At 68.1% G+C, this 14,643-nt stretch carries 11 protein-coding genes; 7 read left to right on the plus strand and 4 right to left on the minus strand.

The window, feature by feature from the left end:
• Positions 1-181: 181 nt before the first annotated feature.
• Both BMY06_RS15055 and BMY06_RS15060 read right to left on the minus strand, forming a co-directional pair.
• Positions 182-1,687, minus strand: a complete 1,506-nt coding sequence (locus BMY06_RS15055; protein ID WP_074983927.1) for a gamma-glutamyl-gamma-aminobutyrate hydrolase family protein — start codon at positions 1,685-1,687, stop codon at positions 182-184.
• Positions 1,688-1,928: 241 nt separating this feature from the next.
• Positions 1,929-3,686, minus strand: coding sequence for a cation:proton antiporter (locus BMY06_RS15060; protein WP_065058258.1), 1,758 nt, complete (start codon positions 3,684-3,686; stop codon positions 1,929-1,931).
• Between the two features lie 256 nt (positions 3,687-3,942).
• Between BMY06_RS15060 and BMY06_RS15065 the strand changes: the two genes are divergently transcribed.
• From BMY06_RS15065 to guaD, 6 genes are all read left to right on the plus strand, one after another.
• Complete coding sequence (locus BMY06_RS15065; RefSeq protein ID WP_074983929.1) at positions 3,943-5,361, plus strand: amidase; 1,419 nt, start codon at positions 3,943-3,945, stop codon at positions 5,359-5,361.
• 202 nt (positions 5,362-5,563) lie between these two features.
• The gene (locus BMY06_RS15070; protein ID WP_065058257.1) at positions 5,564-6,094 is read left to right on the plus strand and encodes a disulfide bond formation protein B; all 531 of its coding nucleotides are present in this window, start codon (positions 5,564-5,566) and stop codon (positions 6,092-6,094) included.
• A gap of 686 nt (positions 6,095-6,780) precedes the next feature.
• Complete coding sequence (gene xdhC / locus BMY06_RS15080) at positions 6,781-7,899, plus strand: xanthine dehydrogenase accessory protein XdhC (RefSeq protein ID WP_065058255.1); 1,119 nt, start codon at positions 6,781-6,783, stop codon at positions 7,897-7,899.
• A 38-nt stretch (positions 7,900-7,937) separates the two neighbouring features.
• Positions 7,938-8,975, plus strand: coding sequence for an adenosine deaminase (locus tag BMY06_RS15085; protein ID WP_074983933.1), 1,038 nt, complete (start codon positions 7,938-7,940; stop codon positions 8,973-8,975).
• A 40-nt stretch (positions 8,976-9,015) separates the two neighbouring features.
• Positions 9,016-9,315: a hypothetical protein gene (locus BMY06_RS15090; protein WP_074983935.1), complete on the plus strand. Its 300-nt coding sequence runs from the start codon at positions 9,016-9,018 to the stop codon at positions 9,313-9,315.
• Between the two features lie 22 nt (positions 9,316-9,337).
• Positions 9,338-10,645, plus strand: coding sequence for a guanine deaminase (guaD, locus tag BMY06_RS15095; RefSeq protein WP_074983937.1), 1,308 nt, complete (start codon positions 9,338-9,340; stop codon positions 10,643-10,645).
• Between the two features lie 114 nt (positions 10,646-10,759).
• Here guaD and BMY06_RS15100 read toward each other — a convergent pair whose 3' ends face one another.
• Positions 10,760-11,440, minus strand: a complete 681-nt coding sequence (locus BMY06_RS15100; RefSeq protein ID WP_065058251.1) for a DUF4136 domain-containing protein — start codon at positions 11,438-11,440, stop codon at positions 10,760-10,762.
• Between the two features lie 93 nt (positions 11,441-11,533).
• Entirely contained in the window at positions 11,534-11,686 is a 153-nt protein-coding gene (locus BMY06_RS39605) for a hypothetical protein (protein ID WP_161495552.1), read from the minus strand.
• A 157-nt stretch (positions 11,687-11,843) separates the two neighbouring features.
• On the opposite strand from BMY06_RS39605, the gene pepN reads away from it, so the two are divergent.
• A complete protein-coding gene (gene pepN, locus BMY06_RS15105; protein ID WP_074984068.1) occupies positions 11,844-14,534 on the plus strand; it encodes an aminopeptidase N in 2,691 nt (896 codons plus the stop codon).
• Positions 14,535-14,643: the final 109 nt, after the last annotated feature.

Consider the following 14,643-nt stretch of genomic DNA (forward strand, 5'->3'; position numbering starts at 1 on the left):
TATCCGATATCACTGACTCCCGACCAGGAATTCGCGGCCAAAGCGCAGGAATGCGCAGGAATGCCCAGAAAAGAAAAAGGGCGAATATCTCGCCCTTTTTTACCCCGTTGCGCTGCGCTTCACATATTCACTACACGCTCACCACACGCTCATCGGGCGCATGAAAGTGCATGAAAGCGCATCAGAAGCGCGTTTCGCGCGCCGAACGCAGGAACGCGTCGAGCAGCGGCGTGCAGTCGAGCAGTTCGGCGCCGCCCGCGCGATGAAACTCGGGATGCCACTGCACGCCCACCACGAACGGCGCACGGCGATAGCGCACCGCTTCGATCAGCCCGTCACCGGCCGACACGGCCTCGACCGTGAGATCGCGGCCGAGGGTGCGCACGGCCTGGTGATGAATCGAGTTCACGACAGCCTCGCGATGGCCCGGGAACATGCTCGCGAGCGACGAGCCCTCGGGGAACGTGACCGCATGCCGATGCTGATCGTAGTGCTCGCTCACGTGCACGCCCGCCGTCGGCACATCGGTGGCGATGTCCTGATACAGCGTGCCGCCGAATGCCACGTTGATGAGCTGACAGCCGCGGCACACGCCGAGCACCGGCTTGCCCGACTCGATGAATTCGTGCAGCAGTTCGAGCTCGTACATGTCGCGCACGCGGTCGCCGGGCCACTCGGGGCGCGCGGCGGTTTCGGCGTAGGTCTGTGGCGAGACGTCGGCGCCGCCTTGCAGCAACAGACCGTCGAGATGCTTCGCGTAATCGCGCAAACGGATGTTGCTCGGATGCAGCATCCCCTGATGGCCGACCGTCGGAATCATGAAGACGATCACGTCGCGCGACATGACCCAGTGCGCGATCGACTCCTCCAGATATTGCAGCGTCTTGCCGCGCAGACCCTGCGCGCCAGGCTCGGGGTGGAAGATGCGCGCCGAGACGCCGATGCGCAGCGTGCGTTGCGTGATGCGCTGCCCCGCGCGGTCAAAAAGCTGCCGTGCGCGCGCCGCGATGATGCGTCCGAGCACCGACCACGCCGAATCGCTCGGCCGCAGATAGCGCGGCGGATCGGGCGGCAGCGCACCCGGCGGCGGCGGATGCTGCGCGCTGAAATCGGGCGCCTGGCCAAAGCCCGCGGGCGCGGCGCCGGGCCGCGCGCCCGCCGCGGCTTGCGCCTCGGCGGTTTCCGCAGGCGGCTGGGCGGCCGGGTTCGCACCGACGTGCGGGGCAGCCGCGTCGCCCGCCGGCGCGGGCGCCTGACGACCGGCGTCCGCCGTTTCCTCGATCTGGACCTTCGGCACGCTCGCCGACGGCTTGCGCGACGCGGCCACTTCGGCTTCCTGACGCGCCACCGCTTGCGCCGCGGCCTCGCGCGCCTCGGCCGCCTCCTGCGCCTGGCTGGGCTGGACAGGCTGGCCGCCGCCCGGCTCCTCGTCGGCGCCGCCGCCCGAACTGTCCGCGCCCGGCACGTCGGACGTCACCGCCGACGCGCTCGCGGGCGCATCGGTCGACGCGCGTCGCGCGGCTTCATCGGCGGAAGCGGGAGAAGTGGAGGAAGCGGCAGAAGCGGCGGGCGTCGCCGAAGCCGCGGGCGTGGAAACAGGAGGAGCGGAAGCGCCCGGCTCGGAGGACTGGGCGGGACGGCCAGCGCCGTCGGGAATCTCGGGGTGGTCGGTCTTGTTATCGCTCATGACGTGGGGACGGGCGCGCCGCGCGCGCGAACGAATGAACAGGCCTCCGATTATGCGTCGCACCGCAGGCCGTTGCCACCCCAATGCACAAATGCTCACACTCGGTGACATTACGCATCACACGACGCCGCGAATTTGCCGCGAACCCGCCGCGCCGCCGCGCAAGCGCCATGCCGCGCGGCAGCCCCGGCGCACGCGTGCCTCGGCGCACGCGTGCCTCGGCGCGCCGTCCCACGCGCCGCTACGAATCCTGCCGTTCGTCGAAGGTCTCGCGCAGCGCGATCTGCATGCTCGCGTGGATCCTCACGCACCAGCGCCACAGCAGCATCGTGAGCAGCGCCGCGCAGACGAGCACGCCGATCAGAAAACCCGTCGGCGGCAGGATCGTGCCCGAGAGCGCCGCCACCAGCACGAACACGCCGATCATCGAGACGGCCGGCACCAGTTCCGCGATCGCGTGGCGCAGCGCGCGCGTGAAGCGCCCCGCCTTCTCCGGCTGCACGCTGACCTCGGCGAGCATCAGCGCGAGCGACTGCGTCTTGCGCCACACGGCGACGAGGAACGGAATCGCGAGCACGAGCGCCGCGCTCCAGAGCACGACGCGCTGGATGCGCTCGTCGGGCACCCAGTTCGCGATCAGCGGCGCGGCGTAACGCGCGCCATACGACATGCCGATGAAGATCGCCGACACCAGCGCCAGATTCACCGCGATCTGCACCACGATGCGCCGCGTCAGCGAAAAGAGCGTCGGTCCGTTCGAGCGCGGCATCAGCGCGCGCAGCCATTGGCTGTAAAGGCCGAACACGTTCGAGACGGCGGGCGGCATCGCGCGCGCGAGGCGCTGCGACAGCGGATCGGCCACGCGGATCAGATACGGCGTGGTGAGCGTCGTGATCGCCGAGACCGTCACCGCGATCGGATAGAGAAAGCCGCTCGTGACCTTCAGCGTCAAGCCGAGCGAGGCGATGATGAACGAGAACTCGCCGATCTGCGAAACGGTCATGCCCACGCGCATCGCCGTGCGGCCGTCGCGGCCAGCGAGGAAGGTGCCCAGTCCGCACGACACCAGCTTGCCGAACACCACGGCGAGCGAAATCACCGCGATCGGCCACGCGTAGTCGACCAGCACGAGCGGATTGAGCATCAGCCCGATCGTCACGAAGAAGATCGCCGAAAATGCGTCGCGCAGCGGCGCGACCAGATGCTCGATGCGCTCCAGGTGCCGCGACTCGGCCATGACCGCGCCGATCAGGAACGCGCCGAGCGCGATCGAATAGTCGAGCTTCACGACCAGCAGGCAGAAGCCGAAACAGAAGCCGAGCACCGAGACCAGCAGCATCTCGTCGCTGCCCACGCGCGCCACGTAGCCCAGCACGCGCGGCACGATCAGAATGCCCGCCAGCAGCGAAACCAGCATGAACAGGAGCAGCTTGCCGAGCGTGATGAGCGCGATGCCGGGCGACAGCTCGCCGGTCTGCGCGATGCCGCCGAGCAGCACCAGCATGGCGATGCCCAGAATATCCTCGACGATCAGGATGCCGAACACGAGCTGCGCGAACGGTTCGCGCTTCACGCCCAGATCGGCGAGCGCCTTGACGATGATGGTGGTCGACGAAATCGCCAGGATCGCGCCGAGAAACAGCGAATCCATCGCCGCCCAGCCGAACGCGCGGCCGATCTCGTAGCCGAGCCAGAGCATCACGACGATTTCGGAAATCGCGGCGACGATGGCCGTCGCGCCCACCTGAAAGAGCTTGCGCAGGCTGAATTCGAGCCCGAGCGAGAACATCAGGAACACCACGCCGAGTTCGCCCATCGTCTGGATGGTCTGCTCGTCGTGGATCAGCTGGAACGGCGGCGTGTACGGCCCGATGATCACGCCCGCCGCGATATAGCCGAGCACGACCGGCTGCTTCAGGCGATGAAACAGCACGGTGACGATCCCCGCGATCGCCATCACCACTGCCAGATCCTGAATGAAGCCGATTCCTTGATGCATGTACGATATTCCTTACAAAACGCTGTCTGATGCCTGAATGTTACCCGATGATCGGCGTCGGCCAAATCGTCGCAATCGAAAAAAGCACGGCCTACAATGATGCGTCCCTGGGCGGCGCGGGCCGCGCGTGCATCTTCCGGCGCGCCCATTGCCGGCTTGCCGCCGCGCAATCCGACACAAGCACCGCCCCGCTCCGTCACTGCTCCGTCACCGTTCCATCACCGCTTAACGAACCGCCATCGAGCCGCCTCTCGCCATGACCGCTTCCGCTGCTTCTTCCGCTTCCTCCGCTTCCGCCACCACGCCGCTCGCCCCGTTCCCGCCGCTCGCCCAGTTGGCCGCCGATCTGGCCGCGGGCCGCACCACGAGCCGCGCGCTCGCCGAGACCGCGCTCGCGCGCATTGCCGATCCGGCGGGCCAGGGCGCGACCGTGTTCACGCACGTCGACGCCGAACGCGTGCGCGCCGCCGCCGACGCGCACGATCGCCTGCGCGCGGCGGGCACGGTGCTCTCGCCGCTCGCGGGCATCCCGGTGTCGGTGAAGGATCTGTTCGATGTGCAAGGCGAAGTCACGCGCGCGGGCTCCACGGCGCTCGCCGGCGCTGCGCCCGCCGAGGCCGATGCGCCCGTGGTCGCGCGCCTGCGCCGCGCGGGCGCGCTGCTGATCGGCCGCACCAACATGAGCGAGTTCGCGTTTTCCGGGCTCGGCCTCAATCCGCACTACGGCACGCCGCTCTCGCCGTATCGCCGCGACGTGAAGGGCGACGAGCGCGTCGCGGGCGGCTCGTCCTCGGGCGCGGCGGCGTCGGTCGCCGACGGCATGGCCGCCATCGCGCTCGGCACCGACACCGGCGGCTCGATCCGCATTCCCGCCGCGTTCTGCGGCCTGACCGGCTTCAAGCCGACCGCCGCGCGCATTCCCCGCACGGGCGGCGTGCCGCTCTCCACCACGCTCGACTCGTTCGGCCCGATCGGCAACAGCGTGGCGTGCTGCGCGCTGGTCGACCGCCTGCTCGCCGGCCTCGCGCCGGTCGTGCCGGGCGCGCGCCGTCTGGAAGGCGTGCGGATCGGCGTGCTGACGAATTACGTGACCGACGGCATCGATCCCGCCGTCGCCGACAGCCTCGACACGGCGCTCAAGCATCTCGACGCGGCGGGCGCGATCGTCGACGAGGTGCGCTTCGCACCGTTCGAGCAGTTCGCGGACATCAACCGCATCGGCTTTTCGTCGATGGAAGCGTACGCGTGGCATCGCGAGCTGATCGCGCAGCATCGCGACCAGTACGACGCGCGCGTGCTCGCGCGCATCCTGAAGGGCGAGGCGGCGCGCGCCGTCGACTACCTCGATCTGATCGCCGCGCGCGCGGCCGTGATGGAGCAGGCGCAGGCCACGCTGTGGTCGCGCTTCGACGCCGTGATCGCGCCGACGGTGCCGATCGCGCCGCCCGCCGTCGCCCCGCTCGCCGCCGACAACGACGTCTTCGCGCAAACCAACGCGCTGGTGCTGCGCAATCCGAGCGCGTTCAATTTCCTCGACGCCTGCGCGCTGTCACTGCCGATCCATCATCCCGGCGACGCGCCCGTCGGCCTGATGCTCGCCGCCGCGCCTTACGCCGACGACGCGCTGCTGGCCATCGGCCGGGGCGTGGAAGCGGTGCTCGCGCCGCTGCGCTGAGGCTCGGGACGCGAGCGTGTCGTGTGGGTTGCGGCGGGCTTGCGGCGGCCGCAAGCCCGCCGAAGCCCTCGCGGATCGCATCGCACAGCGTTGCGCGACAAGCCGCTTCCTCGCGCGGGGCAGCCTTCGCGCTAGAATCCCGTCACGCCGTCGCCGCCGCGCCCGTCGCGCGCTGCGCCACTCACCCGAAGAAAAACGCCACATGAACGACGATAACGCGCTGTTGCGCCGCGAACGCGGCCTGCTGGTCCTGCTGGGTCTGATCTGCCTCGCGCTGCTGGCCGGCGCGCTCTATATGCAGTACGTGGAGCATCAGGACCCGTGTCCGCTGTGTATTCTCACGCGCTACTTCACGCTGCTGATCGCCGTGTTCGCCTTCCTCGGCGCGCGTCTGACGAGCTGGCGCGGCGTGCGCGTGCTCGAAGCGCTCGTCGTGCTGTCGGCGGCGGGGGGCATGGTCGCCTCCGCGCGTCTCGCCTGGGTGCAGGCGTTCCCGAGCTTCAGCTGCGGCTTCGATACGCTGCAGCCGATCGTCGACGCCCTGCCGCCCGCGCACTGGCTGCCCGGCGTCTTCAAGGTGCGGGGCTTGTGCGAAACCACCTACCCGCCGATCCTCGGTCTGTCGCTGCCGCTGTGGTCGCTGGTGGCATTCGCCGTGATCTTCCTCGCGGTGCTCGCAAGCCTGTGGAGCAACCGCCGCCGTCAGGTGTCGTGGCCCGGCATCCGTCGCTGATTTCGCGACGCTGATCCACCACGTCGATCTGGATTGCCTGCCGCGCCGCCCACCCTGGGCGGCGCGGTCGTTTGCGGCGGTGGTTTCCGCTCGCCGGGCCCGCTCAAAGGGCCGCAACACGCTCCGCGAAGTGCCTGCAAAGTCAACGCTACGCCGCGCCTGACATGGTCGCCGGCTGATAACCCCCATCATGCGCAGGGAATACTTTTCAGGCGCTGTCAGTGCTAAATTCGCAACTGGATGGCGATCTACGTGCGCGAGGCCGATCAAGGCTCGGCTGGTTTTTGCGTAACGCGCGCCTGATCCGCAATGTCTCCCGGGCTTCACATGACAACGCAAACCATCCGATCCGTCCGCCGAGGCGCCGTGCATTTAGTGCATCTAGTGCATGCAGCGCCCGCCAATGCACGCTTGACGCGTCTATTCCGGCTTCTTCCCGCCTCTGGCCGTCCGTCCACGCATCTTCTCCAGGTGCGGATCCGTCATCTCGTCGATATCGACGCTTCGCGAGCGCTCGACCGCCGCGCCGCACGACGCGCAATGACGCTGCGTCGTCGCGAACCACTTGGGTTCTGGCATGCTCGAACCCTTGAGCGCGCGGCAGCGGCACGCCGCGCGCCACGCCATGACGATCCACCGGCCGCGCGCCCGACGCGCCGCCACGCCGTTTTGTAGGAGAAGCACCGATGCAAGCCTGGCTCACCGATCTGCAGCAATTGCTCGCGCATGGCGACGCCGCCGTGCTCGTGACCGTCGCGCGCGTGGAAGGTTCGGCGCCGCGCGAGGCCGGCACGAAGATGATCGTCACGCGCGAGGCCGCGCGGCACACGATCGGCGGCGGCCATCTGGAATGGAAAGCCATCGAGATCGCCCGCCAGGTGCTGCGCGACGGCATGCGCACGCCGCACGCGCGCCGTCTGGAGCGCCTTGCGCTCGGCCCGAGCCTCGGCCAGTGCTGCGGCGGCGCGGTCGTGCTGGCATTCGAGCGGCTCGACGTGGCCGATCTCGGCTGGCTCGCCACGCTGGCGCGCCGGCTCGCCGCGGGCGCATCGACCGTTCGTAGCGTATCATTCCGCTCCTCGCGGAATGGCGACCCGTCCGGCGGACCTGCGAGCCCGACCAGCTCGGCGAATCCGGCAAGCAGCGCGGACACCGGCGTCGACGCCGTCCTGCTGTCCGAGCCGGAACCGGGCGCGCAAGCGGCCGACTGCCTGCTCTGGGACACCAGCGCGGCCTCGCCCGGCGCCAGCACGATCCTGCTCACCGAGACCATCGCGCCGAACGACTTTCCCGTCGTGCTGTTCGGCGCGGGCCACGTCGGCGCGGCGCTCGTGCGCGTGCTCGGCACGCTGCCCTGCCGCGTGCGCTGGGTCGACGCGCGCGACGCGGCGTTTCCCTCGCCGGAAGCGTTCGCGGCGCTGGGCGCGCCGAACGTCGTCATCGACGCCAGCGACACGCCCGACGACGCCGTCGACGCCGCGCCGCCCGGCACCAGCTTCATCGTGATGACGCACGATCATGCGCACGACCTCGATCTCGCCGAACGCATCCTGCGACGCGGCGACTTCGTGTTCTTCGGCATGATCGGCTCGCACGCGAAGCGCAAGCAGTTCGAGCACCGGCTGGCCGCGCGCGGCATCGACCCGATGCAGATCGCGCGCATGAACTGCCCGCTCGGCGTGGACGGCATCGTCGACAAGTCGCCCGAGGTCATCGCCATTTCGGCCGCCGCGCAGTTGCTGCAGGCGATCGAGGCGGCCTCGGCGCCCGCGCGCTCGACAGCCGCCATGCCCCATTCCGCGTGATGTCACTTATTGAACGAACAGAATCGACCGACCACACCATGACGATCACGACCCACGCCAATCCGCTGGTCCAGAAGGCCTTCGGCGCACCGAAGGCCGAGCTGCACATCCATATCGAGGGCTCGCTCGAACCCGAACTGATCTTCGCGCTCGCGCAGCGCAACAACGTGACGCTCGCGTACGAATCGATCGACGCGCTGCGCGCGGCCTACGCGTTCACCGACCTGCAATCGTTTCTCGACATCTACTACGCGGGCGCGAGCGTGCTGCTGCACGAGCAGGACTTCTACGACATGACGATGGCGTACTGCGAGCGCGCGCTCGCCGACCACGTCACGCACACCGAAATTTTCTTCGATCCGCAGACGCACACCGAGCGCGGCGTGTCGATCGACACGGTGGTCGCGGGCATCGACCGCGCGCTCGCCGACGCTGAAAAGCGCGGCCTCACGAGCAAGCTGATCCTGTGCTTCCTGCGCCATCTGAGCGAAGCCGACGCGCTCGCCACGTGGGACGCCGCGCTGCCGCTGTTCGACCGCTATCCGCGCATGATCGGCGTGGGCCTCGACTCGTCGGAGCGCGGCCATCCGCCTTCGAAGTTCGAGCGCGTGTTCGAGAAGGCGCGCGCGAAGGGCCTGAAGCTCGTCGCGCACGCGGGCGAGGAAGGCCCGCCCGCCTATATCTACGAAGCGCTCGATCTGCTCAAGGTCGACCGTGTGGATCACGGCGTGCGCAGCATCGAGGACCCGGCGCTCGTCACGCGCCTCGCCGACACGCGCGTGGCGCTGACCGTCTGCCCGCTCTCGAACACGAAGCTCTGCGTGTTCGACGACATGACGCAGCACACGCTCAAGCAACTGCTCGACCAGGGCGTCGCGGTCACCGTCAATTCCGACGATCCGGCCTACTTCGGCGGCTACGTGAACGAGAACTACAGCGCGATCATCGACGCGCTGAAGCTCGACGATCGGGAGGTGTACACGATTCTGCGCAATGGCTTCGAGGCGTCGTTCGTGACGCCGGAGGAGCGCGCCGCGCTGATCGCGAAGCTCGACGCTTACTGGACGGCGAGCTGAGCCGCAACGCGTTCGGCAAGCGCGGCGAGCGCTGCACGCGTTGCAGCAGGCCTCGCCGCCGCGCTGCCTGATCGGCACGGAACGCATCTGCACCAGACGCATCGGCCCGGGCAGCGCCCATGACGCACGAAGCAAGTTTCAGGGAACGGCGCACGCGCGCCGCGCCCGGGGCGCTGTCGCGCCTCGATTTGTCGACGCCCGGTTTTCGCCGCCGATAAAGAAAGCCGACGCCGGACCGACGACGGCGCGCCGCGTTCTCAGGAGCGGCGCGCGCGATGCGCGCCAATGCGATGACGAAGCCATGACGAAGCGCGCACACAAGCTGCTGACGAATACCTGAATTTTCCGGAGACGAAGGACTCATGACTCAATCGGCTTTTCGCGCAAAACTGTTGACGTTCACCGGCGACCCCGCGCAGTCGCCCGACGCCGCCGTGTTCCACGAGGACGGCGTCGTGATCGTCGAGGATGGCCGCGTGGCCGCGTCCGGCGCGTGGTCCGCGCTCAAGGACCGCGTGAGCGACGGCGCGAGCGTGCAGGACCTGCGCGACAAGCTGATCGTGCCGGGCTTCATCGACACGCACATTCACTATCCGCAGACCGACATGATCGCGTCGCCGGCGCCGGGCCTGCTGCCGTGGCTGGAAACGTACACGTTCCCGACCGAGCGCGGTTTCGCCGACGAAGCCGTGGCCGCCGACACGGCGCGCTTTTTCGTCGACGAACTGCTCGCCAGCGGCACGACCACGGCGCTCGTCTACTGCACGGTGCACAAGCAGTCGGCCGACGCGCTCTTCACGGCGAGCGAGGCGAAGAACCTGCGCATGGTCGCGGGCAAGGTGCTGATGGACCGCCACTGCCCCGACTTCCTGCGCGACACGCCGCAAACCGGCTACGACGACAGCGCCGAGCTGATCGCGCGCTGGCACAACAACGGCCGCCAGATGTACGCGCTCACGCCGCGCTTCGCGCCGACCTCGACCGAGGCGCAGCTCGAAGCCTGCGAGGCGCTCGCGAAGGCGCACGGCGACATCTTCATCCAAAGCCACGTGGCCGAGAATCTCGACGAGGTGGCATGGGTGAAGTCGCTGTTTCCGCGCCAGCGCAGCTATCTCGACGTCTACGACCATTACAGCCTGCTGCGCCGCCGCGCGGTCTACGGCCACTGCATCTGGCTCGACGACGAGGACCGCCGCCGCATGGCCGAAACCGGCGCGGTCGCGGCGCATTGCCCGACATCGAATCTGTTCCTCGGCAGCGGCCTGTTCGACTTCGCCAAGGCGCAGGAGACGCAGATGCCCGTGACGCTCGCGACCGACGTGGGCGGCGGCACCTCGTTTTCGATGCTGCAAACCATGAACGAGGCGCACAAGGTCGCGCGCATGGGCGGTCATCATCTGACGGCCACGCGCATGTTCTGGCTCGCGACGGCGGGCGCGGCGCAGGCGCTCGATCTCGCCGACAAGATCGGCACGCTCGCGCCGCAGTCCGAAGCCGACTTCGTGGTGCTCGACCCGAAGGCGACGCCGCTGCTCGCGCGCCGCACCGCGCGCGCGGACTCGCTCGAAGAACTGCTGTTCGCGTTCGCCCTGCTCGGCGACGACCGCGCCGTCTACGAGACGTATGCGGCAGGCGCGCGCGTGCATAGCCGCGAGCAAGCGCGACGTTAAGGCGTGATCGCGTCGAACCAGGCGCTGGAGCGAACAGCCCAAAACAAAGCGCGCCGGACCTTGCGGGTCCGGCGCGCTTTTTTTCATGCGCTGCGGCGAGTGGAATCGCGCAGCTTACTTCGCCTGCGCGTTGCCGGGCGCCGAAGCGGGAACCGGCGCGGCCGCCTCGTTCGGCGCGCCGCCCTGCTTGTCGAGCGGCAGCTTCACCTGCGTGACCGTGCCGTTCTGCAGCGGGAAATTCGCGAGCGCGCTGCGCACGAGGTAGGGCATCACGCGCACGAGCGAGGGATCGTCGCCCGAGGTGCGCGCGGAGACGTTATAGACCTCCTTGCCGCTGCCCTTCTCCGTGATGCGGATCGACAGCGCATGCGAATAGACCGGGTAGCTCTGGTTCACGTAGGCCGGACCGTACGGTCCCCAGGGACCCCACGGATTGAACGGCCCCCAGTACGGGCTCGGCCACGGGTTGTAGAACACAGGCTGGGCGACCGTCACGGTGTCCATGCGGCTGCCGTAGGCGAGGCCCACGAGATAGCGCGCCTGCGGCTCGGGCACCTGATGGAACGCCTGCACGTCGAGCCCGTCGGCCACGAGATTCTCGTAGGTCGACTGCTCGATGCTGTGTTCCTGAGTGGGATTGCGCGTGAACGCATAGGTGCGCGTGGCGTCGCTGCCGCCGTTCCAGGCGGAGAACGCGGTCACCTGGCTCGTCACGTACGTGGTACAGCCGGACATCGTCACGGCTAGCGCCGCCAGCATCAGCAGGGCGCGGCGGGTCCATCGGTCGGGCATCATGGTCTTCTCGTTGCAGTAGTGCCAGTGGTGGGAAAAGCGCAGTCGTGGGGACCGCGTGCTTCACCTGTTTGCGTTACGAATCAGCCGCCTCGCTTATTCCCTGTCTGATGCAGTTTCGCGAGCTGCGCGCCGGTACGTCGAAAGCCGACTGAAATCGGGGTCGCGCTCGTTTTGCGGCAGCACGATCATACTGACTCGCGCGGCGCCGGGAAAGTTCGGCGCCGCCGCGCGCGGCCATTTGCTCATGATGCGCCTTCTGTCGCGAACCCCGCCGCTTTTTGTCCCCGCTTTTTGCCCCGACGGACAAGCGGCCCGCGCCTTTGTACAATGGGACGACAGGCCATCGCAGTGCGGCCTACCCTATCCGATTCGAGCCGCTCACCCACATTCGCCCATGCAAACCCTGTCCGATACCGCTACGCCTAACGTGATCCGCCGCGAAGACTACGCGCCGCCCGCCTTCCTGATCGACACCGTCGACCTCGAATTCGAACTCGTGCCCGAGCGCACCATCGTCAAGAGCACGCTCGCCGTGCGCCGCAATCCGGCGGCGAAGCATGCCGCGCATCTGGAGCTGATGGGCGAGCAGCTCGAGTTCATCGGCGCATCGATCGACGGCAAGCCTTACGAGCACGTGCGCACGCACGAGCATGGCCTGACGGTCGAGAACGTGCCCGAGTCGTTCACGCTCACGCTCACGGGCGCCTGCGATCCGGCCGCCAACACCACGCTCTCGGGTCTGTACGTGTCGGGCGGCAACTTCTTCACGCAGTGCGAGGCGGAAGGCTTTCGCCGCATCACCTGGTTCCTCGACCGCCCGGACGTAATGGCCACCTTCACGGTCACGCTGCGCGCCGACAAGACCGCCTATCCCGTGCTGCTCTCGAACGGCAACCTGATCGCCGAAGGCGACCTGCCCGACGGCCGTCATTATGCGAAATGGGAAGACCCGTTCCGCAAGCCGAGCTATCTGTTCGCGCTGGTCGCGGGCAAGCTGGTGGCGCTCGAAGAACGCATCCAGAGCGGCTCGGGCAAGGAAAAGCTGTTGCAGGTCTGGGTCGAGCCGCACGATCTCGACAAGACGCAGCACGCCATGGACTCGCTGATCAACTCGATCCGCTGGGACGAGTCGCGCTTCGGCCTCGAACTCGATCTCGACCGCTTCATGATCGTCGCCGTGAGCGACTTCAACATGGGCGCGATGGAGAACAAGGGCCTCAACATCTTCAACACGAAATACGTGCTCGCGAATCCGGAAACGGCCACCGACGTCGACTTCGCCAACATCGAAGCCGTGGTCGGCCACGAGTACTTCCACAACTGGACCGGCAACCGCGTGACCTGCCGCGACTGGTTCCAGCTGAGCCTGAAGGAAGGCCTCACGGTGTTCCGCGACCAGGAATTCTCGGCGGCGATGTCGGGCGGCGACGAGAACGAAGCCGCGCGCGCCACCAAGCGTATCGAAGACGTGCGCGTGCTGCGCCAGATGCAGTTCGCCGAAGATGCGGGTCCGATGGCGCATCCGGTGCGCCCGGAAAGCTACGTCGAGATCAACAACTTCTACACGATGACCGTCTACGAGAAAGGCTCGGAAGTCGTGCGGATGTATCAGACGCTGTTCGGCCGCGACGGCTTCCGCAAGGGCATGGACCTGTACTTCCACCGCCACGACGGACAGGCCGTGACCTGCGACGACTTCCGCCGCGCGATGGCCGACGCCAACGGCCGCGACCTCGCGCAGTTCGAGCGCTGGTACAGCCAGGCGGGCACGCCGCGCGTGACCGTCGCCACGCGCTACGACGAAGCCGCGAAGCGCTACACCGTGACGCTCACGCAAGGCTACGCGAACGGCTCGCCCGCCGCGCGCGAAACGCAGAAGGGACCGCTGCATATTCCGTTCGCGATCGGCCTGATCGGCGCGAACGGCCAGGATCTGCCGCTCAAGCTGGACGGCGAAAGCGCCGCCAGCGGCACGACGCGCGTGCTCGAATTCACCGAAGCGCAGCAGACCTTCACGTTCGTCGACGTGAACGAGAAGCCGCTGCCCTCGCTGCTGCGCAACTTCTCGGCGCCGGTGATCGTCGAGTACGACTACGCCGCCGATGAACTCGCCTTCCTGCTCGCGCACGACAGCGATCCGTTCAACCGCTGGGAAGCGGGTCAACGTCTCGCCACGCGCGAATTGCTGACGCTCGCCACGCGCGCGAGCCAGGGCCAGCCGCTGGAGATGAGCCAGGCGCTCGTCGAAGCGTTCCGCCGCGTGCTGACCGACGCCTCGCTCTCGCCGTCGTTCCGCGAACTCGCGCTGATGCTGCCGTCGGAAACCTACCTGGCCGAGCAGATGGCCGAGTCCGATCCGGCCGCCGTGCACGCCGCGCGCCAGTTCGTGCGCAAGCAGCTCGCGAACGCGCTCAAGGCCGAGTGGCTCGCCGCCTACGCGCAGAACGTCACGCCGGGCGCCTATGAGCCGACGCCGGAAGCCGCGGGCCACCGCGGCCTGAAGAACCTCGCGCTCTCTTATCTCGCCGAACTCGACGATCCCGCCGACGCGCTGCGCCTCGCGAGCGCGCAGTACGACGCCGCGAACAACATGACCGATCGCGCGGCTGCGCTGTCGGCGCTGCTGAACGCTTCGGCGGCCTCGGGCGGCGACGCGGCGAAGCGTGCGCTCGAAGACTTCTACGCGCGCTTCGAAAACGAGCCGCTCGTGATCGACAAGTGGTTCTCGCTGCAAGCCACGCAGCGCGGCACGCCGCAGCGTCCGGTGATCGACGCGGTGCGCGCGCTGATGCGCCATCCGGCCTTCAATCTGAAGAATCCGAACCGCGCGCGCTCGCTGATCTTCAGCTTCTGCGCGGCGAATCCGGCGCAGTTCCACGCCGCCGACGGCTCGGGCTACGCGTTCTGGGCCGAGCAGGTCATCGCGCTCGACGCGATCAACCCGCAGGTAGCCGCGCGCCTCGCGCGCAATCTGGAACTGTGGCGCCGCTTCACGCCGAAGCTGCGCGACGCGATGCGCGCGGCGCTCGAACAGGTCGCGAAGCAGGCGAAGTCGCGCGATGTGCGCGAGATCGTCGAAAAGGCGCTTGCCTGACGGACCATCGCGCGATGCGTTGATGCGTTGATGGGCTGACGCATCCAGCACGGCACGCAAGGCCGGCCCCGTGAACTTCATGGGACCGGCTTTTTTTCGGCCATTTTTT

Origin of the sequence: Paraburkholderia tropica (assembly GCF_900109265.1) — a bacterium.
GTDB lineage: Bacteria > Pseudomonadota > Gammaproteobacteria > Burkholderiales > Burkholderiaceae > Paraburkholderia > Paraburkholderia tropica.

Bases quoted from the DNA above. Each gene is read 5' to 3' on its own strand.
- BMY06_RS15055 (WP_074983927.1), bottom strand. From the start codon at position 1,687: ATGAGCGATAACAAGACCGACCACCCCGAGATTCCCGACGGCGCTGGC.
- BMY06_RS15060 (WP_065058258.1), bottom strand. From the start codon at position 3,686: ATGCATCAAGGAATCGGCTTCATTCAGGATCTGGCAGTGGTGATGGCG.
- BMY06_RS15065 (WP_074983929.1), top strand. From the start codon at position 3,943: ATGACCGCTTCCGCTGCTTCTTCCGCTTCCTCCGCTTCCGCCACCACG.
- BMY06_RS15070 (WP_065058257.1), top strand. From the start codon at position 5,564: ATGAACGACGATAACGCGCTGTTGCGCCGCGAACGCGGCCTGCTGGTC.
- xdhC (WP_065058255.1), top strand. From the start codon at position 6,781: ATGCAAGCCTGGCTCACCGATCTGCAGCAATTGCTCGCGCATGGCGAC.
- BMY06_RS15085 (WP_074983933.1), top strand. From the start codon at position 7,938: ATGACGATCACGACCCACGCCAATCCGCTGGTCCAGAAGGCCTTCGGC.
- guaD (WP_074983937.1), top strand. From the start codon at position 9,338: ATGACTCAATCGGCTTTTCGCGCAAAACTGTTGACGTTCACCGGCGAC.
- BMY06_RS15100 (WP_065058251.1), bottom strand. From the start codon at position 11,440: ATGATGCCCGACCGATGGACCCGCCGCGCCCTGCTGATGCTGGCGGCG.
- BMY06_RS39605 (WP_161495552.1), bottom strand. From the start codon at position 11,686: ATGAGCAAATGGCCGCGCGCGGCGGCGCCGAACTTTCCCGGCGCCGCG.